Below are 26,547 nucleotides of genomic sequence, written 5' to 3'. Positions count from 1 at the left end.
TGGCGCTGGAGCATCAAAACTTGTCAGCCGTTTTTTTTAGTGATTTCCTATGGCAATACAGGTAGTTATCAGCGTTGACTATCGAATTCCTGCGAGGACCTGCAACAATGTGGAAGGCAAAGCAGAAACAGCTAGCGGTCGAGCAGATCAATGGTCATATCGCGAAACCCCATCCCTTGGTCGTCGGTCGTGCGCCTGAGAACACCGAAATGCTGTTCACGCCGGCCGAACTCTTCGGTGCTATGGCGCAGTGCTCCAGCAGAGCGAAGATGGACCAGCGTGCGGCTAGGGCTCAGGTTCAGATGTGCCGCCACCTTATCGCCAGACACGTAGATGACAAAAATGATCGTTTCGCATTGTTGGACACTGCCCGCACCCTCAAGGACTATGTCGGGAAGGTAATGACCGGCTTGGTTGGCGACGGTATTGCCTATCTGCAGATGGTTCGAGATGGCTATCGATGGGTAGATCATTTCGAAAACCACGCCGTTCATGGCAAGCCGCCGACCACCCGGTCACCCGACTATGTCTTTAGTCGCACAGGGGATCTGTTCGTCGCCCTTGCAGAGTCCAAGGCAACAAAGGGAGCTTCCAGGGCTGCTTTTACAAAGACTGTCAGGGACGGCTATTGCGAACAAGTCGAACCCTATCTGGGCCGCAAGATAGGCACCTGGATCGCGTCGCATGGTTATGCCGTCGGCAGCTGGATGAAGTCAGTGAAGAAGGCAGAGATATTCATCGACCACACGGTGAGTTCGGATCCGCCATCCGGTAACGACAAGGACCCTTCCGACCAGTCTGATCCCCGCGGAGTTCGGTTCGGCAGCTATTGCGGTGTCCTGACCCTCCTGTTCGGACCTGACATCGGAGAGGCGGCACGCGATCGCCGCTGGAGACCCTCGGAGCAGAACTTCACCACCGTTGACTGGCTTGGCCGGACGTGGATGGTCGGGGAAGACGCCGAGTGGGAGCCCTTGGTCGTCACTGCCGAAGATCATCTGATTTTCAAATCGGGACCGGTTCGATTTGTGAATGGTATGGCGCTGGATTTGGAAGTTGCTGGGCGTGTCTTTGCTTTGATCGAGTCGAGCGAAGGGGACCTGGATCTCATGGGAGAGCTTCCGGAATTCCCTGCCGATATCATCGAGGCAGCTAAGCGTTCCGGAGGCGCAGTCTTTCCGGACGGGTTTGCCGTTCTTGGTCGGGAGGGAGAGTTGAGCCACTATTCGCGGATATCGGTGAAGCCACCGTCGCAGGCCGCGACTGCCCTGGTTAAGACCGAGCGCCCGACCGATGCCCTGTTCGCTGAGGGAATTCCATTGATCGAGGCTCGCTCGTATACAAGCCCCGACGCTAAAGTTGTTAAGGAGAACCAGGCCCTGCTCTACCTCACTACCGACTAGCGATGGTGCCTAAAGGCATCCCGTGCCGCCTAGCTTTATTCCGTTCGACAACCCATCATTATTGTCGTGTTCATCCTCGGCCTCGCGTTCGAAGTCGGGAATATCCCCATCGTCTGGAGCGATATCCGGCTGCATCGATTTTTCATACTCGTAGGTGGGGAAGGTGATATCCATCGTGACAGTACGGTGCGGCTGAGCCTTCAAATAGCTTTCGACTATTTCTCTCTTTGGCTGGCCATCCGCGATTTTCAAGAGGTATGCGCTCTCAACGGCCTTTGGGTCCCGCTTGAAGAGGTCCTCTCGGAACTGGGCTTCCTCGTTTTTCTGTCCCTCGTAAAGCCGCTCTGGTTCAATAATTAGGCCGTCCAGTCCGCGAAGGTTGAAAAAATGAGAGAGAATGAGCAACGTCCAAGGGGTCGGATGCACCCGATTGGCAAATAGCGTTTTCATGTTCGTAGGTAATGTGTGAGTGAGCCAGAACCCAGAACGCCAGTACACCGAAGGCGCCCCTTTGTTGACCCCAGTTGCTTCAATAGTCTTGAAGAGCTTTGAGCTGCTTGCGTATCTAAGAGCGCCGGAAGGACAATACAGGTGGTATAGAAGGCCGCGATTGCCTACCAGAGAGCGAAGTCGATCAATTGCGTTTGGCTGTCCGCTAGTTCGACTGAAAGAAGCGCGTAGATCCCATTGGTCACTGTCAGGTGGAACTTTGGCGACCTTCGATTGCATGAAATAGGTTGCGGTCCACTTTTTCATTGCGGGGTTGATTTGGCTAGGATCGGTGAAATTGATGTTTAGACCATAGTCCGCCTGCGTAACATCTCCTTCGTAGTTTTGCGTGTAGCGTTCTGTCTTGAACTCAACACCTATCGGAAATCCTTCTCCAACGAGCTGTCGGACATCGCGCTTCAGGTCGTCGATGGAAAATTCGATATTTGGTACCGGCTCGCCGTTCGCGTTCAGACACCAAAGCAGGCGATCTGTAACACCATTTTCGTCGGCGCGTTTAAGCGCACTGACTTCATATGAAATGCATCGATCAACCGACAATAAGAACCGGTAGACCGGGTTGAGTAAGACCCTTGGCAGCATGAAACCCGTCAACCGTTGAAGATCTGCGCAAAGTGGCGGCAAAACATCTAAGATTGCGTTTCTCAGTCGCCATCTTCCGAGTAATTCAGGAGCGCTCCGGCCGTTTGTCGAATTGATAAGCATGCTCGTGAACACCACGAGCTCGGACTTCACAGCAATCTTGTCGCTCGCCCGGTTCGTCTTGAGGCGTTGTTATAGTAACTCGACGCCTGTTGAACCGAACGATGCCGCGACTGCTCCATCGCCTCAGGAAGAGGGATACCCCGGTTGGCGGCTTCCGTCAGGTATCCTGACCGCAGGCCATGTGCCGAAAACTCCCCAGGCTCCAGTCCAGCCATGACCGCCCGCTGCTTGACGATATCGTTGACCGCCTTCGGATCGAGGGCACGGCGGCTGACATTGCCCCAGCGATCGACCGCCCGGAATATGCTGCCGCTGTCGATCTTGGCGGCCACCAGCCAGGTATTCAGCGCATCCACCGGCCGGCCGCTCAGATAAACGACCTCATCGTGCTCGATCCCTGACGTTTTGGTGCGACCCAGATGGATGGCGAGAGAGGGGAGGGGAGGACCACCCTCGACGGCGATTGGCGGTTCGACCGAGAGCTGCTCCCTTCGCAAACCGGCAATCTCACTGCGGCGGCGACCGCCCGAGGCAAAACCCACCATCAATATTGCCCGGTCGCGGACATCGCGCAGGCTGTCGGTGCCACAGGTAGCGAGCAGCTTTGCCAGGACGTCACCGGTGACTGCCTTGGCGCTCTTTCTTTTTCTTGGTCGTGGCGTCGCGCGGACAGCGAGGCGTATTGCGGATTTCAGCGAAGGGGAGGAGAAGACACCCGTCAGCCCGCGCCATTTTGTCAGCGTCGACCAACTGGCAAGCCGCCGGCGCACCGTATCGGGCGCGTGCGGCCCGGGAGATCTAAGGAAGCGTTGCTCGCGCAGGCTCTGCTCGACATCAGCTGGCATGCCGTGGTGAGGATCGATGTCGCGCTGGTCAGGCTGCCAGAGATGGTGGGCGACGAATTTCAGCAGTAGCGCTTCTGGCGCCGGCCAGGGGAGGGAGGCTCCAGTCGCGGCCAGCGACCAGGCCTGCAGATAGGCAAGGTCGGAGGTGAGGGCGCGCAGGGTGTTTTCGCCCATGCCCTCGTTGACCAGGTGGCGGAGCGTTTCGATGTCCTGGTCGGTCAACAGTTCGGCCAGTTCGTCGCGCCGGTCGATCGGCAGCACGCTGGCGATGGTGTCGAGTTCGTGGGCGCGGCGTTCGACGGCGGTCTTGGAATGGGAAGACTTGGCCACGAAAATCGCTCCGGTTCAATGGTTTTGACGGCACTGAGACTGTGCTTTGCAACGGTTTTCGCTGATTTGGGGGAAGAAATCAATCACTTCCGATAAGCATTACTTATCGGAAGTGACAAGTTGCCTCGGCAACAACATCCAGTGACGGACACTAAATCTAAGATAGCGACGGTTTAGTAAATCATTTACCATATTTTCAATGCGTTACGATTTCGCCAAATTGCCCCTCCAGACCCTATCGCGGCCGGTTTCGGACGCCGCATCGTCACTGTCACGTCTCGACGAGCGCATCGCCCGATCGACGGTCGGCTCCGGCTTCCTCGATCGCGCCCACTTTTCCGATGCCTGCGCCTCGCTGTGGCTCGACGGCGAGCTCGTCCATCTCGAGGACCTGGTGCTGCACGACGCCGGCCACGACATCCGCACGCCGACCCACGAGCTGACAATCGCCCGCGACGTGCTTCGCAGCCGCCGGCGACTCGCGGCGCAGCCACCCGGCTGGGCGCTGCGCCCGGATGGTCTGCGCGCCTTGCGCGGGCAGGGGTGGCTTGCACCATCACACGACGACGACGGAGCAGTTGATGGGATCGCCCAAAACACCGTGCCGTTGGCCGCACCCGCTGCAGACGCGATCGGCGGAGGGGAGGGGGACGATCCGGATAAGGATCCCAACGATCCCCTGGCGGAACACCTGGCCGAAATCGACGCCGTGATCGCCCGCTCGGAAGCAGCGCTAACCGAAGCCAAATTGCCCGGGCCGCGCACTACGCGGGACAAAGATCCGCTGGTCTACGATCTCGATTGGGACGAGGACGCACGGCTCGACGAATGGCGCGTCGTCCTGGGCGAAACCGAAGGCCTGCCGCCGGTGTTGCGCGCCGCGCTGTTGCTCGACGCCTGGAACGACCTGCAGGTCCTGCAACACGCGCCCTGGCTCGGCCGGCTGCTGGCTGCCGAAACGCTGCGCCATGCCGGCCTCACGACCGGCGCCCACCTCGCCGCGATCAATCTCGGCCTCAAATCCATTCCCGTCGAACGGCGTCGGCATCGCGCGCGCGACACCCGCCTGCTGGCGGTCGTTAACGGCATCATTACGGCCGCGGAGCTCGGTCTCAAGGAGCATGACCGGCTGGCGCTCGCAAAACATATGATGGAGCGGCGCCTGGTCGGCCGGCGCTCTTCCTCCAATCTGCCGGGTCTGATCGAGCTCGTCATGGCGCGGCCGCTGGTCTCGGCCGGCATGGTCGCCGAGACGCTGAAGGTGACGCCGCGAGCGGCGCTCAGGATCGTCGAGGAGCTTGGGCTCAGGGAGATGACGGGGAGGGGGAGGTTTCGGGCGTGGGGGATAATGTAAGGGTCTTTTCTTTGTGCGCCGCAGCCGCGGATCGGAGATCATCACAATCAAGTCGCATCAAACGTCAATACAACTCATGCTTTACAGGAGATCACAAAACCATACGAAAATACATACACATAAGCGAGCGAACAAAAATCGGGACCTCTTAGTGAGGGCGCTTCTTATAGTTGTTGATGACGTCGCGGTAACGACTTGGGCCCGTTGAATCTCCCGCTGTTTTCGAAGAGATTCAAGCCACAGGGAAAGACTCGACATCACAATCTGCTGTCGGAGCCAAGAGCGGTCGAATCGACAGGAGCGAGGCGATCAGCCTGTACGAGGAGATCATGGCAAAACCGTACGCGAAGGAAATCGACAGCCTAGAAGCAACATTTGCTTGGGCGAAAAGCAAGGATATTGACGATCTGCGGGCGGCGATCCGCACTGCAGGCCTTTTCCCCCTCCAGGCGATCGGTTCCGGTGGTTCACTCACCGCCGCGCATGCGCTTGTTACCCTCCATCAGACATTTACCGGTCGTCTTGCCTCGGTGTCGACACCGCTTGAAGTTTCCGCAGACCCACTCGTCGGCGTGTCCCATTGGCTATTGAGTGCGGGTGGCGGAAACGTGGACATCATCGCAGCCGCAAAAACACTCGTGACACGCGAGCCGCGCCAGCTCGCGATAATGTGCGGGAGAGAAGACAGTCCGCTTGCCGATCTGTGCCGCCGCCATCCCTATGTGGACCTTTTGATCGCACCGCCGCCGGCCGGCAAAGACGGATTTTTGGCGACCAATTCGTTGCTAGGCTTCATCTCGCTTCTCGCTCGGGCCTACGCCTTCGAGCACGATGGCGATCGAGAGTGGCATGCAGCGGTCGCGATCGTCGATCAGCTGCTTTCTGCGCAAAGTGATGCGGTCGCGTCCTGGCGAGCAAAAACCGGCAGCCTTTGGTCGCGCGGCACGACGCTGGTAGTTCATGGCCCGATGACGAAGGTTGGCGCGATCGACCTAGAATCGAAATTCACCGAAGCGGCTCTTGGGAATCTTCAACTCGCAGATTATCGAAACTTCGCGCATGGCCGCCATCATTGGCTCGCCAAGCGAGGAGACATCAGCGGAGTGCTGGCCCTGGTTTCAGATCATGACCGTGCACTGGCGGAAAAAACGCTGGACCTGATCCCTGGGGACATACCGAAAGCCGTTGTCGACCTTCCCGGTACGCCTGTCGCTACCATGATCTCTTCACTCATCGCAGCCCTGAGGATCACCGAGTGGGCAGGCCTGGCGGTGGGAATCGATCCAGGACGGCCAGGCGTGCCGGATTTCGGGCGCAAGCTCTACAATCTGCCCCTGCCGCGGTCCGGGAAGACCAAGCTTGCCCTTTCGATTGGCTCTCGCGACGAGGCCGCGATATCCCGAAAGGCAGGCAAGACTGCCGCCAGTATGGACGGAGAAGAACTTGCTGGCTGGAAGGGCGCTCTGACGGCTTATCGTAAGCAGCTTGTGAACAAGCGATTTTCCGCCGTCGTATTCGACTATGATGGCACGCTTGTTGATACGCGGCATCGTTTTCAGCTGCCACGTCAGGACATCGTCGCTGAGCTGATCCGGATCCTGAGAGCCGGTGGTCGCGTCGCGATTGCCACCGGGCGCGGTTCGTCCGTTAGGAAAGATCTGCAAAAGGTGTTGCCGGAACGATACTGGGACGACATCCTCGTCGGTTATTACAATGGAGCAGAAATTGCGCCATTGAGCGACGCGGCCGTCCCTGATGGAATGGCGGCGTGCTGCCTCGAACTCGCGTCTCTGGCGATTGCGCTACAGCGCCATCCAGAGCTCGCCAAATTCGCCGAACAGACCGACCGGCAGTTTCAGATCACGCTTCAGGCGAAGACTGACGTGGGCGAGGGGAGGCTATGGGACATTGCCCATCAGGTCATCCTGGCGACCGAAAGCGAGGGCGTGAAGGTGACGCGCTCAAGTCATTCCGTGGACATCGTTGCGGCCTCGGTTTCGAAACTCAATGTCGTCGAGAGACTGAGGGGGCAATTGGGGCCGACTCCGATCCTTGCGATCGGGGATCGCGGCCGGTGGCCGGGCAATGACTTCGAGCTTCTGCGTGGCGAAGATTCGCTCAGCGTCGACGAAACGAGTGTTGATGCTGCAAGCTGCTGGAACCTCGCCGAAGCTGGGCAACGCGGCGTGGAGGCGACACTGGATTATATCAGGCATCTCGAGGTCGTGGACGGGCATCTCGGCTTTGTGAAGGATGCGCTGACGTGAACGAAGGACTTGGGCTGCGGATATTGAGCGAGATCATGGCCTGGGACGACGACCAGGCCAGGCGCGAGTTCAGCTGGTTGCGTCTGATGTCGAAGCTGAAATACGACGGCTATCGCGATTTTCAAGCGGGTATGCGGTTTATTGAAAGCCTTGGTACTTGGCTGCAGCAGTTTGATCCCAGCGAGCGCCCCACGGCCTACGCGTTCGTGCGTCAATCCCTGATCTATGTGGGTCAGGCAGAGATGAACCGCCTCGTGGAGCAGTTCTATCCGTCCGTCGTGCGTGAGCGCATCATCAGCATGGTCGCGGCGGAAAAGGGAATTCCGCGCTACCGGGTCTGGGCCGACAGCGATGCGAGAGATGCAGCCGATCGCTTGCGGCGGCAGACGCTCTTCATGGGATTGAGTGACGGCGCCAGGATTGATGGCATCAGGCATAGTAATGTCGGCATCCTCACCAACGAGCAGTTTGTACTGGCGACCCAGCTCGACGAAGACAAATGGCAAGATCTGATCGACGATCTTCGCAAGGACCTCAAGGATCCGGACGCACAGTTCAGGCTGGTTTACTTGATCGACGATTTCGTCGGGACCGGGACGTCGTTCCATCGTTGGAACGAGAAGAAGCAGAAGTGGTCCGGAAAGCTTTCGCGCTTCAAGGAATCGCTTGAGAATGTCGTCGGTGCGCTTTCGGCCAAGGTGTTGTCCCCCGATTGGGAACTCTGCGTGCACCACTATATCGCGACGCATGCGGGCGCTGGCGAGATGGTCAGGCGGGTTGGCGACGCTAAGGACGCTTTGAAAACGGAGGGATGGACGGAGACGATCAATTTCTCGTTTGGGGCGGTTCTGCCGCAGGATCTTCCAGTAGACAAAAGCCCCGCGCCATTCGAGGGCTTCATCGCGCTCACCCAGAAATATTACGACCCGAAGATCCAGACCGAGCATACGGATGTCGGAGGGGTCGAGCACCTGGGACTCGGCTATGGCGGATGTGCCTTGCCACTGGTTCTCGAACACAATACGCCCAACAATTCCGTCGCCATACTCTGGGCAGAGACCGAGGGTGGCGAAGCAACGCCGGCAATGCGTCCGCTCTTCAGACGAAGGCAGAGGCATTCATAGGATCATCATGGTCAATCCCTTCGAGAAACGCGCAACCGAATATCTACGCGACGATGAGGCCTTCCTCGCTGTCGTTACCCCTGAGCCCTTGGCGACCTTCTTCCAGAAACACGCTGAGGAGGGAAAGCTCTATGATCGACTGACAACGATTATTGGGACGCCCGGGAGCGGAAAGACGACCCTTGCGCGGCTCTTTCAATATTCGACATTGCGCACGCTTTTGCGAAATCGCGGCCAGGATATCTATGACGATCTCATCGACACGTTGACGGCCTGTCGGGCGATCACGACCGGGATGCCGTCGGTCATCGGTGCCCGCCTGCCGCTTGAGGGTGAGTACCGCGAATTCTGGGAGTTTCCATATCCCGATGAGCTCAAGAGCGGACTGATGACGGCTCTCCTCCAGGCCCGGACGGTGTTGGCCTGGATCAGGGACGTGCAGTTGGCGGGGGCATCGATCGACGACCTCGAAATCGTGCCGAGACCCGACGCCGATGCGGCGCTCACCGCCATTGGCGGGACAGGTGCGCGGGGGGTGCTGGAGCGGGCGCGGGAAATCGAGCTTGCGATCTACAATATCTCGGCCGCGCTGGTTCCACCTGAGATTGACGAGATCGACAGGGAAGTTGCCGCGGCGGCCTACCGCCCGTTCGATGTCATCGAGACGTTCCTCCTCAAGGAGCACAACCAGTCATCGGTCCTGAAGCCGCTGGTGATCTTCGACGACGCCCACAGCCTGCATCCGGCGCAGTTCCAATCCCTTCAACGTTGGCTCAGCCGGCGCGAGTTGCGAGTCTCGCGCTGGGTGCTGACGCGCCTTGATGCCCTGACGCCGGCAGACGTGCTGGTTGAAGAAAACGAGATCGCGCACGCTGATGAGCCAGGCCTTAAAAAGTCTCGCGAGACAACCACGATATGGATGCAAAGCGGAGGAGATCGACTCAATCAGCGCCGAGCCTTTCGCAAGATGGCCAAAGGGATGGCCAATCGGTACCTCGCGCAGATGGAAATTTTCCACCGTCGCCGGCTCAACGATCTTGGAAATCTGCTTGCGACCTATATCGAGCCGATTTCGCAATCGAAGCGGGAAAGGCTTGCAAGCCACGTCGATAGTCTGCAATGGCGCTTCAAGATCACCGCGGAGCGAAGGACCGGTCTTGAACAGGACATCGCCAACTATCTGAAGGACACAGCCGAAGACTGCGAAGAGATCCGACTTTCCATGCTCGGCGTCCTTTTCCAGCGTTACGCCAAACGCGTGCCGCAGCAGGGACTTTTCGACGATGCCGGGCAGGACGTCGAACCGTCACGCCCGCTCATCGCGGACGACAAGGTCTTCGAAGGCGCGAAAATCCATCTACTTCACAAGCAAGATCGGCCCTATTTCTATGGTATCGATCCGTTATGTGACGCGGGCTCCGAAAACGCCGAACAATTCCTTCAGCTCGCCTCTCGGTTGGTTGCGCAATCCGAGACGCAGCTGATCCGTTCGAAGTCGCCAACCTTAAGCGCGAGCTCGCAGCATTCGCTCTTGCGAAATCGGGCTGCCGAAATGATCCGGGAGTGGGATTTTCCGCACCATCAGCAGGTCAAGAAGCTAGCGGATGGGATTGCGGCGGCTTGCGTCAAGAAGAGCCTTGAGGGTAACGCGTCGCTTGGAGGCGGCGCCAACGCCTTCGGCATACCGCAGGAAGAGTTCTACGAAATTCCTCGCAACCAGCCGGAGCTGGCGCGCATCCTGCAATTCGGCGTGGCATATAACGCCTTCGTCCTCGTTCCCAACCACGGCACCAAGAAGCGTCTCTGGGTTCTCGTTGAGCTGGGCGGTGTGCTTTTGCTTCACAACAGACTGACGCTCAAGCGCGGTGGTTTCCTTGAAAAGCGGACCAACGACCTGGTGCGCATCCTAAACGAGGCTTAAATGGCGCGCGACTGGCGGTGGGACCCCTGTATTTCTCATAGCGGCGACGCTGTTTCCGGATTCATTGACGATTATTTTGCTGATACGAAGCGCAAGGTCATCGTGATCGCCGGGGCAGGCTTCGATCCCCGCGCCTGCGTGATATCGCGAAAGCTGGCCGCCGGCGGGGCGCCGCTACGCGGTCTGTTCCTCCAGGAAAACCGTCCGGATCCCTCGCCCGAACTCGTATCGCGGGCTGCGAAGAATATTGCCGACTTGCAGACGATCGTGCCAAATCACGCGCTTGTTCCTGTCGATATCTTCGGCAGCGACCTCGCCGTGATTGGCGGTCGAAACGTGGCGCGAGCTCTTGCTGGCCAAAATTTTGACGGCATCACGGATGTCGTCGTCGATGTGAGCGCCCTATCGGTCGGAACCAGTTTTCCGATCATCCGGCTCCTCGTCGAGTATAGCGAGCGGGGCAAGGGGCCACAGAACCTCCATTTGCTCGTCGCGCACAATCCCGCTCTCGACGGCGCGATCAAGACGATCGCCAGCGATTCCCCCGGCTATGTTCATGGCTTTGTCGGCGGCCTTACGCTCAACAAGTTCGCCGGGGCGGCCAAGCTTTGGCTGCCGCAGCTGGCGACGGGGAAGCGCGCCGCTCTGGACCGCCTCTATGATTTCGTCTCGCCGCACGACACCTGCCCGATTCTGCCATTCCCATCCATGGACCCGCGGATCGGGGACCGCTTGGCGGAAGAATTCATGGTCGAACTCGACAGCGCCTGGTCGGTCGATACTCGTGACATCGTCTACGCCGATGAGCGAGACCCTCTCGATCTCTACCGGACGATCTTGCGCCTCGACGACCTCAGAAAACCAGTCTTTTCTGAGGTCGGCGGCTCTCGTTTGGTGCTCTCGCCGCTCGGCAGCAAGGTGATGGCACTTGGGGCGCTGATGGCTGCACTCGAGCGGAATTTACCAGTCGCTTACCTTGAGGCTCTAGGATATGATTTAGAGGCATCAGTCTCGGACGCCCCAGATTCACCGCATCTGGTTCATATTTGGCTGGAGGGAGAGGTCTATCCTCAGCCAAGGCCGCAGTTACATACATGATGAAAGGACGAAGGTGTTATGCCGATCGTCGTCGACAGACCCAAAATTTTCGGCACCGGGCTAGTGGCCCTTGATCTTGTCATCGGCCTCGATCCGAACACGCCGGTACAATCCTGGGCGGGCGGCACCTGCGGCAACGTCATGGCCATCATGTCTTATCTGGGCTGGGACGCCTACCCGATTGCCAGGATGAACGGTGATCCTGCGTCCGAACGCGTGCGTACTGACCTTTCATCGTGGGGCGTGCATCTCGATTTTGTCAACTGCGCGCCGACCGGCCACACGCCGATTATCATCCAGCAGATCCGGCGCGGACGTGATGGGACCCCGACGCATCGCTTTCTCTGGAGCTGCCCGCATTGTGGCCAGCGGCTGCCCAGCTACAGGCCGGTCACCCAGGCTTCGGTCGAAGCCATCGTTCCACACCTTCAAAATTCGTCCGTTTTTTTCCTCGACCGTTTATCGCGCGCCGCCCTGACACTTGCCGAGAGCGCAGTCTCGGCGGGCGCAGTCGTCGTCTTCGAGCCATCCGGAAAAACGGACGACAAGCTTTTCGCGGAAGCGCTGGGTTTGGCGCATGTGGTCAAATACTCGGATCAGCGCCTCGCCGACGCGGGACAGGCCATGTCTGAGGGGACAGCGACGCGTGTCGAAATTCAGACGGTAGGAGCCGACGGCCTTCGATATCGCCACCGGCTCGACGACAAGGTGTCGCCATGGATAGTTGTGCCCGCCTTTCCAGTTGCAAACCTCGTCGATAGTTGCGGATCAGGGGACTGGTGCACCGGTGGCTTCCTGATGAAAGCCGCTGGTAGCGGGCTGAGCGGTTTGATGAGCATTGGCGAAGCCGGGCTAAACGAGGCGCTGCGATTTGGCCAAGCCCTTGCCGCCTGGAATTGCGGTTTCGAGGGCGCGAGGGGAGGCATGTATCTCGTTTCGCGACCGGATTTTGATCGGCAGATACGCTCCATTCGCGAGGGACGTCCAACGCTGGCGGCGATCGACCGGACAATCAAGGTTGGTGCGTCGGTTGCTTGTCCAGCATGCCCGGACCAACCGGATAAGCTGCCTCCTGCTGCCCGGTCCGCGGCCTAAGACCCTTTCGTTATTTCAGGAATAAGCCTGTTTTGGCATTGCGGCTACGCACGACAGGCCGCGGGTCAGATTCGACGCTCGCTTCGAATTCGCGAATCTTTTTGGCAAGTTCCGATGCTTTGCGTGCATGATCTGTCGGCTCTGACGCCAGATATTCCGAATACTTGGTTTTGACGGCCGTGCGGACGGCAGCACTGGAGCCGCTTCTGGAACCGGTTTTGGCTGTTCGCGAAAGCATTTTAACGGCCATTGAGCAATTCCCTTTCCACTGTTCTCAGAAACTGGAACTCCTTCAATATAAGAGCTTCCAGCGTATCCAGCAACTCCTGCTGGACATCCTGGTCGAAGTCGAGCTCGACGTCGCTGTCGAGCGTCACAACGACTTTCGTCCGGGCATCGATCTCCAGAGGAACGCAGAGGACCCAGCTAAGATCCCGCCATATCAGTTTTCGCAACCAACGATCCTGCGGAGCCGAAAGACTTCGGTTCCAGACCTCTTCATCACTCTTCGATACGTAAAGTGTCTCATTCTGCCTCCAAGCGTCTCCGATCAATGAGCGTTCGAGAGGTAGACAAATCCTCTCGTCGGACAGGTCGGCATATCCGGAACTGAATTCAAGCCGGACGGTGCGATTCCGTGGCCCGATCGGGATTGCGATGGCGATGCGCGTTGTAAATTGCCGATCGGGGGACGCGGCTGCGGCAAATGCGGCTTCGATAAATTCGTGGCACTTCAATGAGACCGCGTCGCACGTATCGTTGATGCTTCGCGGCAATTCGATCATGCGGGCAATGAGACTTCCATCGCAGAAGGTCTCAGTCTTCTGAACAATCTCCACGGCGCGCGTTCGACCGATGTCGAAGTCGAGAAGGCCGAGATCGACGACCAGACGCTCCGAAGTTAGGCGATCGACACCGCGTTTGTTGAGAATTCCCGACCCGAAGATCATTGTTCTGATGGCGGATCCGATCGTCCATGCTAATTGGGGCGGCCTTTTCACGCCGCCGACACTGATCTCGATGGCCGCCGTTAGGGCATCGCGATCGGTAGAACGCTCGTCGTCGAATGTCCAGGCCGGGAGATTGGAAACGAGCCCTCCGTCCATAAACCAGTTTCCGTCGATCCGTCGTGGCTTGAAGACTCCTGGGATGGCGATTGATGCACAGACCGCATCCGAGACGGCCACGTCTGGGCTAGTTTCGGCGGAGAATACCGTCAGCTCTTGCCTAGTGATGTTTGCGGCCACGATCTTCAAGGGTAGACGGCCCGCCTCCGCGAGGTCCTTGAACGTCACAGGTCTGCCGCGGCGCGAGCCATGATGTTTGACCGACAGCAACTGGTCGAGGCCGGTCTTGACGTTATCGAGAGATACGACGCCTCTCATAAAAAAGATTGCTGCTCCCGTCGCTATTAACAGTGTTGCGAGGAGAAGAGCCAGTGCCGGTTGCGGAAACAGCCAGAGACCGATGACGGCGATCGCGAGGACGGTGAAGCCAACCACCTTCAGCATCCAAATTCGAGCGAGCAGAAACCGGATTAATCTCAGCCTGAACCACGCATCATCGCCAAAAAGCTTGGCAGGCGTTTTCGCGGGCTGCTTAATCTGACCTGCATCAAGATTGTCAGGATCCAGGTCAAGTCGATCGAGAATATTCGCACCCGTCTTATCGGAAAAAATCTCCTCGGCGTCGTAGCCGGCGCAGGCGAGCGCCGCAAGAATCGCGCCGGCAGACGTGCCCGCTAGTCCCGAAATCTCGATACTGTGCTTAGACAATGAACGATAGGCGCCGACATGGCCAAGGCCTCGCGCGCCTGCACCTTCAAAAACGCAATATACCCGCTGCTTTTCCAACCGAAAATCCCACCCAACACGACGAGGCCATCAGCGTCGGCAGCTACAGTGCTAGCCGACAAATCTGCTCCTACACCAGCTCATCATCGATGTCCCGTTGGCAGCGTCCGTATTCATCAGATCTTGCACGGACGACCGGATGAAAAGTTTGCCCGCGGTGGTCAAGGCAGCTGATGACAGCAAGGTGGCGGGCAACGTTTATTCGATGATTTTCCCGGGCTCGGGCATTGTAAGGCCGAGCGCCTCGAAGGAGGCTATGGCTGCTACGCGGTCGCAGGTCACGTCATGAACAAGATAATGGCCGTCAAATAGCTCCACATTTTTTATCAGAGCCGGTGAAGCGGCGTTACCAGAATTGCGGACCGAAGTGATGCTTGCGGCGTCGTGTTGGTCACGGTTTTTTTAAGGAAGGAGCTGGCATGGCTGGATTTCGGGCGTCATGATCGTCAGCGCGCGCCGAGCCCGGGTGGCGGCGACATGGAGGTTGAAGCGGGCAGACCGTTCGCCATCGGCGCCGGGTCTCTGAACGTAGCGTGAGAACAGGCCTTCGAAGACGATGACCTCGTCGAATTCCTTTCCTTTTGCCTTGTGAATGGTCATCACAGTGACACCCTGCTCGGGACGGGTGGTCGCCGCGAATTGGTCCTCAACGACGGCGGCCGCCAGCAAGGCGCGAGCGTTGTTGTAGCTGCCATGAGTGCGCCATGCCTCCGCGAGCTTCGATTCAATCCGCGCGCCGCGTGTTAGAAGCCGCAAATGGCGGGCTTCCTTCGCGAGCGCCTTGAATTCATCCCGGTCGTTCGCGTCGAGCTGCGCGCGCACCGCGCGCCAATCTGACCAAGGATCCCCCGTCAGTTGGATCGCTTCAATGTTCGCCAGGAGGCTTCGAACGCCCGGACCGATACCGCGCGCGCCGAGCCCGTTGAAACCCCGAGCACGGACGGCCCGGGCAATGTCTTTGTACCGGCCTGCCTTTCGGATTGCCGTCGCGGAAGCCTCTTCTGAGCGGCCTAGTTCGAATGCAGCCAAGCCCTCCAGTATGGCGGCGGCATGGTCTTGATCGCTTGGACGCGGCTCCATTAGGAGAGCAATCAGGTCTGCAGCAAGCATGGGGCCTTCGGCCGCGACCAGAATGTCGACCGGATAGGCAGGAAGGCCGTGGGCTGCCTCGGCCATGTAATGGAAGACGCTTGCCGCCAGGGCGTTCGCTGGCACGAGGACTGCGAGGGACCAATCGGGATTCCGGCGCAGCCGCGCGACGGTTCTGAGGATTTCCTGTTTGAGCGGGCGGAGGCTTCGGCCGCGATATCGCGAGACGGAAACGCCTGCATAGGCTGCAGCCGTATATTCACCGGCAATAATGTCATTGGCAAATTGTGCGATCGCCGTGCCGGGACTGCGATTGTTTTCGCTGGCAAAATCAAAGGGCGTTGGGTTAAACGCGGCGATGAATTCATCGAACCGGCGCGGGTGCGCGCCCTTGAAGTCATATATCCTCTGCTTTGGATCGCCCAGCGCGATAAGGCGACTATGCTGCCCGAGCTGGCTGATCATCTGCCATTCTTCGGTATTCGTGTCCTGAAACTCGTCGACGATGATCAGCGGATAGGCCCTGGCATAGGCCCTCGCGAGCATCGGGGCTGCTCGGAAGAGCTCGGTCAATAAGGTCGGAAAAAGATCGAAGGCGATCAAGCCTTCCGTGTCGAACAGCTCTCGTTGCCGGGCCGATCGAGCGTCCCCATCGAGACCTGCAAGATGCGCCCGGGCCTGCGCGGGCAAAAGCAGAGTCACCCCTTGTTTGGCGCAGATGAGGTAGCCGTGGCTCTTCAATATCGTCCAGGCGAAGCCGTGATAGGTGTTGATCTCGATGCGAGACATCAGTGCACGAGGCAGCGTGGCGGTCGCCTGTTCAGCGACGCGCGCCACAGTCGCCCGTGCGAAACTGAGGAACAGCGCCTTACCCAGCGGGCCCAGCCGCGCTGCATCGAGATCGGCACACGCCTTTGCAAGCGCGATGGTGGTCTTGCCTGACCCGGCGCCGCCCCGAACAAGGATATTGCCGTCTGTGCGGAGCAGACGTTGTCTGTGTTCGCATAGGACCAACGCCATTGCGATCACTCGAAGATATTGGGTTGTGCTGGCGGCGGTGGTGGTGGCGCGGCCAAGTTCTTGAGGGCGCTGATGATGCCCAACATGGTCTGCGGAAAATGCCCAACTTGGCATTGTTCCAGGAAAACGGTGAGATAATCGTCGCCCTTCTTATGCTTGAACAAAGCCACAAAGGCAGGGCGGTAAGTCTCGTCTGGCGAGCCTTGCGGCGGCACGAGATTATTCAGAGCCTGCGGCCATTCTCCTACGTCGACGAAGAAGCGCACGAACCAGGCTTGCATCGCAACCGACACCTCGGCGGCAAGCAGGTGTTCGAAGCCGGCATAGGGCTGTTCGAAAGTAGAGTCACAGGAGGCGACGATCGCCTGTCGCTCGGCGTCGGCCTGTTGATCGAAAATCGTGGCGACGGTTTTTCCGAGGCTGCGAAAGAACGTGGCGAACGAAGCGACCGCTGTCTGTCCGCCGGCGTCGAATGGAACCCATCCGAGTGAATCGAGCCGCTGGTAGTGTGCTGGCGCAAGTTCTGCGGCTCGACGGGCGACCGCGCTGTAGGCAACGAGTTCGGTCTTGCCTTCGACGACGATGACGCGACGGGCAAGAAGAGCCTCGCAAAAGCGTGTACGAAAACCATCGCGGAATGTCTTCAGCTTCAGGTTTTGGGGAAGCTCGATATTCGATCCGGTGAGGACACCCGCTGCGCTGCGGGTCATCACCATCATCTGTTCCGGCTGGAACTGCTCGATCACATAGGGGGAGTGTGAGGTGAAGAGGGCTTGGGCTGCGATGCCTCTGACCTTGTCGACGACGCGCTTCTGCACGTGGGGTGGAAGTGAGAGTTCGGGCTCCTCCATCGCAAAGATGACGCGACCGTTGCGACGCTCGGCGATCAGCCCCAGCATGGCGAGCACCAGCGCGTTGATCGTCCCTGAGCCTTGATGCTGGAAGGGAGCGGCATAACCGGGAACACCGGTCGCGAGGAAGGATTTCAGGACGCGCCGCAGATCCTCGCGCGTCAATTCCGAGACGCGAAGATGAGGCGCATCGGCCCATTCGCCCGGGACGATGTCGCGCATAGCGTCGCGAATGGCGGTCAGAATGCGGCCGAACTCAGGGTCGTTGGCGCCGACGACATCGAGGTCGCGGAGCTGCCGCAGCAGCCCTTCCCACATGCGGGTACGCACTTCGTAGGTCTTGAGAATGATGTCCAGGAGCGAGCCACGTTCCATCGAGAGCGCTCGGTTCCCGGTTCGCAGTGCGCGAAGGTGAAGAAAGCCGAATTCGCGTTTGTCGCTGGAACGGCACTCATTGATGGATGTGCCGTCCTCATGCCGTGGCACGGCGAACCATGTCTTGGCGGTGAAGTCATCGTTCTCCGGGTCGTAGGCCCCTTCGAAGCGGATGCGGACCGCGGGCTCGATGCCGGGCTGGCCAAGATTTACTCCCTGACCGGCCCCGAGGAGCGAGCGGTCGGCCTGCCGCCAGAATTCGAGATTGTTGCGGAACTTCGTGCAGTGCTGCTCATCCAAGGCTGCAATGACAACTTCAACCTTGATGTGTTTTTGTAGAGCGCCCTCCACGGGCAAATAATCGCCGCCGTAAAAGTCGTGCTCGTCGATGGCTTGCGTCCGGGCCAATCGGTCTGCGCCGATGGCGAGTTCTATCGCCTCGAATACTGTTGATTTCCCGGTATTGTTGTCGCCGAGCAGGACGGATGTTCCAGAAAAATGGACCTCGGCCTGCTTAATTCCCCGAAAATTCTCGATTTGAACCCGAGCGATGCGCACAATACCCCCCGAAAGCCCCGCCTAGTTGTGATTCTATCAATAGCATTCCGCACCGAGCTTGTCCGACGTGACTAAGTAATCAATGCGGCATTTGCACTCTATGAGAGTGTAATTTTGATCACGGCGAAAGGTTTTGCTAGACGGAGAAAGTCACGATCTAACCCTAGAGTACGAAAGTCTGCCGCGGCCCAGGCCAATCGTCGTTCTCCATTTGAAGGGCGAGATCCGCGCTGGCGATGCGCCGCAAGCTCGATGCCGCGATGAACTGTACACCCAAAGCGAGCTTGACGACCTGCAGCCGCTTCAAGCCTGCAGGCTTGTATCGGCTTTCGACATAGGGCGGCAGCGCGGCAACAACGGCTTGGACACGCGCGTCGTCGCGATGTGGCCGCGTGCCCGCCATGCGGAGGGCAAGCAGCGACAGATTGTGCCCGTCCTTTCCTCTCCTGAAGGACTGAGGGTCAACACCGTCCCAGACGAGAGCCGCTTTCATCGAGAGTTCCGCGACCATGCAAATCGGCTGAATGACAGAGTCATGGCTGAACGTCGTCGGCATCGTGTTCGCCACGTCTTCGATGTTCGATCGCGCCATGCGCCAGAGCGTGATCGCCGCCGGAGCGCCGTGCTCAACTTCATTCAAGCCCATGGTGAGATCATGGAGGTCAGCGACCGCGAGAGCCATCTCACCGGCGATTGTCCGGTCCTGCCGGCACCAATTCCGCCATTCCTCCGCGCTGCTGAAACCGGACAATTCCCAAGGCTGAAGCAATCGTTCGCCGAACACAACTGGGAAAGTGAGCTTTCGAACCTGGTCGACGGATGCAGCGAACCCGATGCCAGCGCCCGGCCAACTCGTGGTGACTTCGGGCATCATGGCGGTGTAAGCGTCCATGATCCGTTTGACGTCAGGGTTTTCGCCAACACCCATGACAAAATTGGAGCCGAGCAGTTCCATTGCGGCACGAAAGGGCCGCTGATGGACGTGGACGCCTTCTTCAGCGTATTTCAGATCCAGCCGGCGAAGCTCGTCTAACGTCCATGCGGTCATGCGCTGCTTTCCTTATGTGCGATTTTCAGGTTTTCCGTATCGGCGGAAGTCCGTTTTTGCGGGTACGAACATCGAGAGATTGCGCTTGGCGCCGAGCCCGTAGAAGTCCGTTCATTCGTTGGACAGATCCCCGAATAGACCTATCATCAAATCGCCGTCGTAGAGCGAGAAAGGGTTTTCGACATAGTGGTCCCGATGGCGAGGCAGGGTGCGCCCATCATTCAGGGACCTGTCGGACAGATGCCAGCGGATGTGTATTGGCCACCAACAATCCGTTCACGCCGCCCGCCCGCCCGCCTAGGGAAGCCGCTTAATGAGGAGTTTGTCCCACACGTTTCGGAGCGGCTCCCTCAGCAGGTCGATGATGACGGAGTGATCCGCGAGGCTTAGCTCCGCGCCGTAGTCGACGATCCCCAGCCCAAATAGCCGCTGGTTCATGTAAATAGACGTCACACGCTCCGCATCGACTGGCAGTGATGGGTTCAGACTGGAAATGTACGGCACCCGGATTAGGTGGCTCATCTCGTTGAAAACGGTATTCAGCCGGGGGAGCACTAGCTTCATCTCATCTGCTTGAAAATCGTAATCGACACGACCGCGGTGTACGGAATCCCACGGCGTGACAACGATCATCTCGAGCTGACCGAAGTGCTCGGTCATCACCTTCCAATCGAAGCTGCTCAAAGAACCACCGTTAGGGTGATTATGCAGAAGCTTTAACTTCTCGCCATTCAGTAGCCGCGCCTTGATCTCGTCGGCCAAGTCTCCGCCTTCTTTCAGGTGGCTCGCATGATGAAGCACCTTTTCCCCGGCTTCATCCAGATAAATATGCTCTTCCGACGACAGCATTGGACCGATGTGATCAAGGATCGCCCGCTCAAGCGGCGTCAGCGTACTGAATGTCATGCGGTATCCTTGGCGCGCTCGATCGTGGCTTCGTACCGCCCATCTGGTAGCTTTTTGTAAAAAATCTTGCCGCCGCGCTTGTAGACCAGCACTTGGATCTGCCCCCACGTATCGATCTTCGTCAGGATTTCGTTTGCCACAACCGGATCATGAATGATGCTCGATGGCGGCAGCTCGAAGCCGGTCTCAAGGTTCGGGGCAACTCCGGGGAATGTTTCGGTCCTTGCGTCCACGGGGATATCAGACGCGTCGATGGTGATCGTGTAGACACCGCCGTTATCGATGACGCTTCTAATGACGTTGAACTCTTCTTCTAAAAACTTGGCCATTTTCCCTCGTATACGCCTCGCACTCTCGAATCTTTCCGGTATTTCGTGGACAGTCATAGCAGATTGCAATCATATCACGAGAAACGCGCGCATGAGTTTCGATTCGGACAGGAGGGTCTTCGTCAAAACTGCTCGAGGAGCCGTTGCATAATGCCGCCGGCAATCTAACCATGGCGAGAGCTGAATTCACACAACTCGGAATTATGTGAGATAGGAATAGCTTGCATAACTGCTGTTGAAGCCCTGCAATCTCCAATTCAATCAACTTGTTAACTGACCTTGTGCAATGGGACTGACGGTTCGAGTCCTTTCACGGCGCTCACGACCGAGCCGGTCGCTGCTTATTCACCGACCAAAGAGACGGGCGACCAGGCGCGAGCTTGCAAAGGGAAGGCGACCCTCATCCAGTCCATTTGTTCGATAGTAGGCGAGAAGCCGCTCGCGCCCCAGGCTTCCCCGTTCCAAGGGAAGGAAACGAAGCGCGTTGCGACGGAAAATCTTGTCGCAAGTATCGTCCGAAAGACCGCAGTCGGTGCGCAGAAAGGCGTTCACGCTTTCGATATAGTGACTATAGCCTGCCTCCTTCCCGAGCATGATCCAGTCGCTTCCGTAAACGATGTGATCGCAACCACTATCGAATTTTTCCAGCCATTTGTTGAAGGACTTCGCAAGGAAGTCTCGTTCTTTCGAGCCGGCCGAAAGCACCTCGGAAAAATAGCTGATGTCGGCGACCACGTTCCGGCCCGGGTTTTCCTTGATGAATTCACCGAGCCGCCATTCCCAACTGCCATCCGGCAAAAGCATTCCTTCCCGTCCAGCCGACCGTGCGCTGAAACGACCGAAATGCGCGATACAAACCCGTAGCTTGGGGAACTCCTTGAACACGGGGATCCAGTAGGCGGGATCGCCCCGCTTTGCATAATCTGGACCGGAACCGTTCGACGAATAGCCATGAGCCAATATTGGGGCATCGACATCGACACAGAGCTTGTAGAGGTCTCGAAGCGCAGCATCGAGTTCCTCGCTGGGGTCAAATCCCAGGCTCTTCACTGTTCGCTCCGGATATGGCGGCTGGTTGCCCGTGGGACGAAAGCCCATCGGCGGGTAGAGCTTGATGCCGACGAAGCCATGTTTCATCAGAGCCGAATAGGCAGTCGCAAGCGAGCTTATACTGCTTTTCCCTTTCCGGAATGCCACTTCCCGGAGCGGATCAAACCCCATGTAGCCGTGGACGACGGGACCGGATTTCGCTTTCGCCATGCGCTGCGAAATCCGATCCATCACCACCATCTGCCGGGGTAAGGGCGAAAAGTCTACATCTTCATAGAGCCACTCATCATAATCGACGAGCGCCGGCGTCAACAGCACCGGATTGAAGTCCTGTGCCTTGCTGTCGGCAACCAGGCGATCAACAAGGACGTACCGGTAAAGGCGAAACAGACTGAACCAATTGAGATAGCGCCCCACAGGATCTTGCCTCAGGAAAGCGCGCTGGCTGGCTCCGCGGGCTTCTCCGATCGTGAGCGGTTCGTTGGCGCGCAGAGTCTTGATCGGGTCACCGAGCATATAATTGAGGAACTTTTCCTCGGAGATAGATGATCGTGTCGCCAGATCGCCCGGGGCTGTCATCGTAACGATCCGCCGCCTCTTCCGATCGAGTTCCAGGAGATGCTGGCTTGTGTCTTCGACCGCCGCCGCGCGCGCTTTGTCGACCGTCAGAGAAGCGGCTTTTCCGTTCCGTCCGGTGTCGAGGAACGCGATTTCCTCATCCGCCGTCGGTGCGCTTCCCGTGCCGAGCAGCTTCAGAAGAAGTGCGATGAATTCGTCGGTCACGTCAGGATCACGCACTGCGAGAATGCGGGCGACCGACTGCTTGGGAAAATCTTCGAAGACGACTTGTCGCAGGAAGCGGGTGGTCGGGAGATCCGACGCATTGAAAACGTGGCAATGAGCGTCGACCAACGGGACGCCTTCGCCCGGTACCGACGGGCTCGGTCGTCCGCAACCCGTAGTCAATGCGACAGCAGACAAAGATGCCTGCGTTAGAAAAGCTCGACGTAGCATAATCATCCCCCAACTCGGCCCCGATGCAATGCAGACATGAAATCCCGCCAAGCGTTCTGATCGTCACAGACGAGGGTTCAAAAATTCAGCCGGGCGATCATCGGGCAGTGATCCGAAATCGCCAATACCTGGTCTTTCCCGTTCGGGGTGCCTGCTTTGTTGCCACCAAGGTTTCCGATGCTCAAATGTTCGGCCGGGCCGTCGCTTTTGATTCCGGGCCCGACGAGGATGTGATCAAGGCCTACCGGATTGCGGCACCCGAGATAATTGTCCGAGGCGAGAAGCTGTGTTTCCGGCGGGGTCAGGTCGCGGATTTCGGCCTGGGTGCAAAGTGCCTGCCCAGCATCGCTGATCTGGCAGTGCTCGTCGAGAATCTTGAGATCGGCGGCCGCTGGCTGCCCATCGGCCACTTCTTCTATGAGAGACCGGGACAACACCCCCGCCGACCGCGGCGACGAGGTCCCGCTGGCGTCGGTCCTGGCCGGCCGCTGGTCGCGCAGTTCATGCCAGAAGTTGCGGTTGAAATCGCCGAGGAGGACCATCCTGGCGCCGTCGGCTGCCGCGTTCTCGACCCAACGTTCGAGCGGATCAATCTGTTGCTGCAGGATCGTGCAATCCTTGTCCGATCCCTCCAGGTTTCCGCCGTCGAATGGCGACACGCAGCTCGACTTGAGGTGGACATCCATGATCCGAAACAGTTTCCCATCGATCCTGAGGGTGAGCGCAAGGCCTGGGCGTGGCCGCTTGTCGTCGGGATTGGTGGGAAGGCTAAGCGCGTCCTCAATGGTACAGGACACCTTTTCGCCCAGCGCTTTCTTCCATGCGATGACCAGGCGCTGCACCTTGTAGCCGGTCACCGGACAGAAATCGTAATCGCTACCACCGTTCGGAAGCACTTCCCGGACTGACTGCTCGCCACTGACTTCCTGAAAGGCGATAATGTCGGCTGGTATGGAACGAGCGATGAAGTTGGCGATTTGCTCCTGCCGCTTGCGGTAGGCCTCGAGATTGACGCGAACGGTTCCGCCAGCGGAGTAAACATTGCAGACGGGCAGGCGGCTGACGTCCCATCCCTCAATCTTGAACGCGTCGACGTCCCATCCCGGTTTGAACCCCGCCTCTTGCGATGCTTTGAACTTGCCGGTGGCGGGATCTTCGACATAGTTCTTCGAACATTCGCCGATCCACTGCCGCACTGTTTCCATGTCCATGTGCCAGCCGAGGTTCCAGGTGGCGATCGTCACCTGGCTTGCCAGGGCGTCGACCGATCCGAACAAAACTATTAGGCATGCTGCCAGATACCGGATCATCGACGCCCCCTTCGCCTCAAAGTTGATCGAGAGGAGTGAATTACAATTTGCTAATCTGCGCAAGAGTTCTGGTACCGCGCCGGCAGCTATTTTTAAACATTCTCACGATCGGCAGCCGATTAGGGTGGCGCTGGAGTTATTCCGGTTCAGCCGACCCGCTGCACAAAAAGGGTGCCCACCGGGAGCGGCTTGATCAACGACTTTCCGGAAACAGCGGGGTCAAGCCAATCTGCCCGGGAGCCGCGTTCCAGGATGACGATCTGCCGATCGTGGTAAGGGGCGAGTCCGGCCCCGGCGCCATCGTCAGCATGGTGAAAGCCTTTCCGACCTCCGGCGTGTCGCGCCAGATGCCGGCAATGCAGAAGATCAGCTCGTCCTTCTTCGTGAACAGCCACTTGTCCTTGCGCTTCTTTTTCGGATCCTCCGGACCCGTGAACTCGTAAAAGCCATCGGCAACGATTAGGCAGCGATTGGAAGCGAACTCCCGACCTTCCGACGGGAAATTATACACCGGCCGCTTGTTCGGTCCGGGCCAGCTCCAGCGCCGCTGCATGAGCTCGGCCTCATCGCGGGCTCCGTCGATCGTCCTGACGATCGGGCCGATATCGGTAATCTTGATGTCCTCGCGCGCTTCGAGGTTCGGCGCGCCTTCACAGCAGATGCTGCAGGTTCCAATGGACCGGCAGAACCAGACAGCGGTCCGGCTCGATCTCGTCGATGGAAACTCTGATCTGCACGGCGTTTGCGGCTTTGAACATTGCCCGAATGAATAAGGTTGGCGGAATATCGTCAAGAAGGCTGCCCGATTGTGGCACTGTATTTGAATTGGATCGTCCCTTGATGGCGATCTCTGCCGGCTTGCGCAGCCTTCGAGGCGTACTATCTCTGGTGTAACCCCGAACTGGAGCGTCGTCATGGATCGAAGCGCGGCCGATACCCTGTCGGAATTCCACATTGAGATTCTTCCGCCGGACCGCGAAGAGAAGTGCGCGGCGGATGCAACGACCTGTCCGTGTTGTCGATGGTTACGTCCGGCGTCGAGCATGGATGACGATGGTTGCGGGATCTGCGACGAATGCCTGGCACCATGACCGCTGGCGGCAAAACACCTCCACCTGTTCTGGCGACGTTTGAAGACGCGCTTGCGAAATTTCCGGACGGCTGTGTCGGCGGATATTTTGGTGGCCGGCCATGGGGCGTGACCGTCAAGCGGTCGGAGGATGGCAAACGGATCTGGCTCTATGGCGAGGAGCTTAGCGGAACAGATATCGTCAGCTTCAACCTCTATCGATTGGCTGAACCGGGTTCGATACTGAAACCGTGCGAAATGTCCTCCGACAAGGTAATCGAATTCGTTCTCGGTTTCGAGCCCAGCACGGGAAAGCTGCGTCTCGAAAATAATGGCCGAAAAATAAGCAGAGGATCTATGTTGCGTTGCAACAGGCGCATGGCTGTACTGCAATCTGAGCGCTGGCGGTCGGAGCAGCCTCTGGTATTCTCAGATCATCGAAGCGATGCACCTCCTCCCGCAGAGCTTCGTGTTTCAGGTGACCCATTCCTCCTCCCAAAGGGCGCCTGACGGAACAGCGGCACTCCTCCTCCCAGCCGTTGTTCAATTCTTTCGAAAAGCCTGCCGCACCTCCTCCCGCGGCAGGCTTTTTCGTTTTCCGATACAATCAAGCTCTGAGTTCAGACGTCAAAGCAGACTGCCCTGTTCCACCGGCTCTCCGGATGTCGAGACGATCGTGGAGCCATAGACTTCGCGCGACGAAATGATCAGCGCGTCATCCGGTAACGGGCGGGCGAGATCCTTGGCCTCATCCCAAGGCGCCCGCATCCAGGTGTCGGTCTCTTCCTTCGTCAGTAGCAGGACCGGCATGGCCTTCTCATGGATCGGCTTCACCAGGCTGTTGGGATCCGTGGTCAAAAACCCATAGAGGTCGTCGGTTGTCAGGCCGTCCCTGACTTTTCGGACACTCTGCCACTGCGGCACATGGATGCCAGCGAAAAACATCAGCGACTTTTGCTCGTCGCGGGCGAACCAGGCATTTGGCACCTTGCCACCTTCTTCCTGGCTGGCTGGATCCGGTTCCGCGAAGCTGGTGACCGGGACGAGACATCTGTTTTCGACGCCGAACCATCGCTTCCAATGCGGAAAACTGAGCTTGCGCACGTTGGTCGTACCGCGGTCGGGCTCCATGCGGATCAGCGCTTCGAGATCGAATGGCTTACCCTTGGCCGCAAGTTTCTCGGCCTTGGCTTTGGCCGTCTTCTCGAGCGCGAAGCGCGGGGAGGGCAGTCCCCAGCGCGCATGGACCAGTTGTTTCTTCCCGTCCGCGGTATTGCGGACGATCGGCCCCATCTGATCGGGGTTCATCTGGTATGCCGGCATCAGGTTGATCAGGCTTTCGGCATCCTGGGCCCACTTCGCGACCCAGTCCCTGTCTTCCATGCGATAAAGGTTGCACATGCTAGATATCTACTCCACCGAG

Annotated in this window: 20 protein-coding genes and 2 pseudogenes; 8 read left to right on the top strand and 14 right to left on the bottom strand. The window is 58.4% G+C overall.

The genetic code is table 11. The features are described from left to right. Positions 1-107 precede the first annotated feature (107 nt). Positions 108-1,403, top strand: coding sequence for a hypothetical protein (locus tag PH547_RS23005; protein ID WP_004129910.1), 1,296 nt, complete (start codon positions 108-110; stop codon positions 1,401-1,403). A gap of 9 nt (positions 1,404-1,412) precedes the next feature. Here the strand turns inward: PH547_RS23005 and PH547_RS23000 are convergent, their stop codons facing one another. Further along, a complete protein-coding gene (locus tag PH547_RS23000) occupies positions 1,413-2,648 on the bottom strand; it encodes a hypothetical protein (RefSeq protein WP_037156003.1) in 1,236 nt (411 codons plus the stop codon). Further along, a complete protein-coding gene (locus PH547_RS22995) occupies positions 2,645-3,793 on the bottom strand; it encodes a site-specific integrase (protein ID WP_004129904.1) in 1,149 nt (382 codons plus the stop codon). Before PH547_RS22995 ends, PH547_RS23000 begins: the two co-directional genes overlap by 4 nt. Positions 3,794-3,992: 199 nt before the next feature. On the opposite strand from PH547_RS22995, the gene PH547_RS22990 reads away from it, so the two are divergent. The 6 genes from PH547_RS22990 to PH547_RS22965 all read left to right on the top strand — a co-directional run bounded on the left by PH547_RS22990 (position 3,993) and on the right by PH547_RS22965 (position 12,652). After that, positions 3,993-5,147 (top strand): RHE_PE00001 family protein, encoded by a 1,155-nt coding sequence (locus PH547_RS22990; protein ID WP_004129902.1) that lies wholly within the window; start codon positions 3,993-3,995, stop codon positions 5,145-5,147. Between the two features lie 329 nt (positions 5,148-5,476). Beyond that, complete coding sequence (locus PH547_RS22985) at positions 5,477-7,414, top strand: HAD hydrolase family protein (protein WP_004129899.1); 1,938 nt, start codon at positions 5,477-5,479, stop codon at positions 7,412-7,414. Beyond that, positions 7,411-8,538 (top strand): phosphoribosyltransferase-like protein, encoded by a 1,128-nt coding sequence (locus tag PH547_RS22980; RefSeq protein ID WP_004129896.1) that lies wholly within the window; start codon positions 7,411-7,413, stop codon positions 8,536-8,538. The genes PH547_RS22985 and PH547_RS22980 overlap by 4 nt, the downstream gene beginning before the upstream one ends. A gap of 7 nt (positions 8,539-8,545) precedes the next feature. Next, complete coding sequence (locus tag PH547_RS22975) at positions 8,546-10,459, top strand: ORC-CDC6 family AAA ATPase (protein ID WP_004129894.1); 1,914 nt, start codon at positions 8,546-8,548, stop codon at positions 10,457-10,459. After that, positions 10,460-11,557 carry a hypothetical protein gene (locus PH547_RS22970; RefSeq protein ID WP_004129891.1) on the top strand — a complete coding sequence of 366 codons (1,098 nt, stop codon included), beginning with the start codon at positions 10,460-10,462 and terminating at the stop codon, positions 11,555-11,557. An 18-nt stretch (positions 11,558-11,575) separates the two neighbouring features. After that, on the top strand, positions 11,576-12,652 hold the full coding sequence (locus PH547_RS22965) for a carbohydrate kinase family protein (protein ID WP_004129889.1): 1,077 nt from the start codon (positions 11,576-11,578) through the stop codon (positions 12,650-12,652). A gap of 10 nt (positions 12,653-12,662) precedes the next feature. Here the strand turns inward: PH547_RS22965 and PH547_RS22960 are convergent, their stop codons facing one another. The 11 genes and pseudogenes from PH547_RS22960 to PH547_RS22910 form a co-directional block, all read right to left on the bottom strand. Then, complete coding sequence (locus PH547_RS22960) at positions 12,663-12,902, bottom strand: hypothetical protein (protein ID WP_004129887.1); 240 nt, start codon at positions 12,900-12,902, stop codon at positions 12,663-12,665. Continuing rightward, positions 12,892-14,505, bottom strand: coding sequence for a patatin-like phospholipase family protein (locus tag PH547_RS22955; protein ID WP_004129886.1), 1,614 nt, complete (start codon positions 14,503-14,505; stop codon positions 12,892-12,894). The genes PH547_RS22960 and PH547_RS22955 overlap by 11 nt, the downstream gene beginning before the upstream one ends. A gap of 402 nt (positions 14,506-14,907) precedes the next feature. Further along, entirely contained in the window at positions 14,908-16,614 is a 1,707-nt protein-coding gene (locus tag PH547_RS22950; RefSeq protein ID WP_004129884.1) for a UvrD-helicase domain-containing protein, read from the bottom strand. A gap of 5 nt (positions 16,615-16,619) precedes the next feature. Then, complete coding sequence (locus PH547_RS22945; RefSeq protein WP_004129881.1) at positions 16,620-18,398, bottom strand: ATP-dependent nuclease; 1,779 nt, start codon at positions 18,396-18,398, stop codon at positions 16,620-16,622. A 163-nt stretch (positions 18,399-18,561) separates the two neighbouring features. After that, the gene (locus PH547_RS22940; RefSeq protein WP_004129878.1) at positions 18,562-19,446 is read right to left on the bottom strand and encodes a hypothetical protein; all 885 of its coding nucleotides are present in this window, start codon (positions 19,444-19,446) and stop codon (positions 18,562-18,564) included. Positions 19,447-19,743: 297 nt separating this feature from the next. Beyond that, positions 19,744-20,352, bottom strand: coding sequence for a hypothetical protein (locus PH547_RS22935; protein ID WP_004129870.1), 609 nt, complete (start codon positions 20,350-20,352; stop codon positions 19,744-19,746). Further along, entirely contained in the window at positions 20,349-20,681 is a 333-nt protein-coding gene (locus PH547_RS22930) for a hypothetical protein (protein WP_004129867.1), read from the bottom strand. Before PH547_RS22930 ends, PH547_RS22935 begins: the two co-directional genes overlap by 4 nt. Positions 20,682-21,026: 345 nt before the next feature. Then, a complete protein-coding gene (locus PH547_RS22925) occupies positions 21,027-22,643 on the bottom strand; it encodes an amidohydrolase family protein (protein WP_240535562.1) in 1,617 nt (538 codons plus the stop codon). Positions 22,644-22,822: 179 nt separating this feature from the next. After that, positions 22,823-23,989, bottom strand: coding sequence for an endonuclease/exonuclease/phosphatase family protein (locus tag PH547_RS22920; RefSeq protein WP_240535561.1), 1,167 nt, complete (start codon positions 23,987-23,989; stop codon positions 22,823-22,825). A gap of 212 nt (positions 23,990-24,201) precedes the next feature. After that, a pseudogene (locus PH547_RS22915) lies at positions 24,202-24,707 on the bottom strand (SOS response-associated peptidase family protein); the annotation flags it as partial. Next, positions 24,706-25,008 (bottom strand): hypothetical protein, encoded by a 303-nt coding sequence (locus PH547_RS22910; protein WP_246451478.1) that lies wholly within the window; start codon positions 25,006-25,008, stop codon positions 24,706-24,708. The pseudogene PH547_RS22915 and the gene PH547_RS22910, both read right to left, overlap by 2 nt. 122 nt (positions 25,009-25,130) lie before the next feature. On the opposite strand from PH547_RS22910, the pseudogene PH547_RS22905 reads away from it, so the two are divergent. After that, positions 25,131-25,439 (top strand): annotated as a pseudogene (locus PH547_RS22905) (hypothetical protein); the annotation flags it as partial. Positions 25,440-25,751: 312 nt separating this feature from the next. Here the strand turns inward: PH547_RS22905 and PH547_RS22900 are convergent. Then, positions 25,752-26,525: an SOS response-associated peptidase gene (locus tag PH547_RS22900; RefSeq protein ID WP_004129855.1), complete on the bottom strand. Its 774-nt coding sequence runs from the start codon at positions 26,523-26,525 to the stop codon at positions 25,752-25,754. Between the last annotated feature and the right edge of the window lie 22 nt (positions 26,526-26,547).

Source organism: Rhizobium cerradonense (assembly GCF_030182455.1).
GTDB lineage: Bacteria > Pseudomonadota > Alphaproteobacteria > Rhizobiales > Rhizobiaceae > Rhizobium.
The sequence above is the reverse complement of the archived record's forward strand: the minus strand, read 5'-3'. Positions and strand labels throughout refer to the sequence as shown.

What these genes read in the sequence shown, in the direction of transcription:
- PH547_RS23005 (WP_004129910.1), top strand. Translation starts at nt 108, where the DNA reads ATGTGGAAGGCAAAGCAGAAACAGCTAGCGGTCGAGCAGATCAATGGT.
- PH547_RS22960 (WP_004129887.1), bottom strand. Translation starts at nt 12,902, where the DNA reads ATGGCCGTTAAAATGCTTTCGCGAACAGCCAAAACCGGTTCCAGAAGC.
- PH547_RS22950 (WP_004129884.1), bottom strand. Translation starts at nt 16,614, where the DNA reads ATGGCGTTGGTCCTATGCGAACACAGACAACGTCTGCTCCGCACAGAC.
- PH547_RS22985 (WP_004129899.1), top strand. Translation starts at nt 5,477, where the DNA reads ATGGCAAAACCGTACGCGAAGGAAATCGACAGCCTAGAAGCAACATTT.
- PH547_RS22990 (WP_004129902.1), top strand. Translation starts at nt 3,993, where the DNA reads ATGCGTTACGATTTCGCCAAATTGCCCCTCCAGACCCTATCGCGGCCG.
- PH547_RS22970 (WP_004129891.1), top strand. Translation starts at nt 10,460, where the DNA reads ATGGCGCGCGACTGGCGGTGGGACCCCTGTATTTCTCATAGCGGCGAC.
- PH547_RS22935 (WP_004129870.1), bottom strand. Translation starts at nt 20,352, where the DNA reads ATGACATTCAGTACGCTGACGCCGCTTGAGCGGGCGATCCTTGATCAC.
- PH547_RS22940 (WP_004129878.1), bottom strand. Translation starts at nt 19,446, where the DNA reads ATGACCGCATGGACGTTAGACGAGCTTCGCCGGCTGGATCTGAAATAC.
- PH547_RS22900 (WP_004129855.1), bottom strand. Translation starts at nt 26,525, where the DNA reads ATGTGCAACCTTTATCGCATGGAAGACAGGGACTGGGTCGCGAAGTGG.
- PH547_RS22975 (WP_004129894.1), top strand. Translation starts at nt 8,546, where the DNA reads ATGGTCAATCCCTTCGAGAAACGCGCAACCGAATATCTACGCGACGAT.
- PH547_RS22930 (WP_004129867.1), bottom strand. Translation starts at nt 20,681, where the DNA reads ATGGCCAAGTTTTTAGAAGAAGAGTTCAACGTCATTAGAAGCGTCATC.
- PH547_RS22965 (WP_004129889.1), top strand. Translation starts at nt 11,576, where the DNA reads ATGCCGATCGTCGTCGACAGACCCAAAATTTTCGGCACCGGGCTAGTG.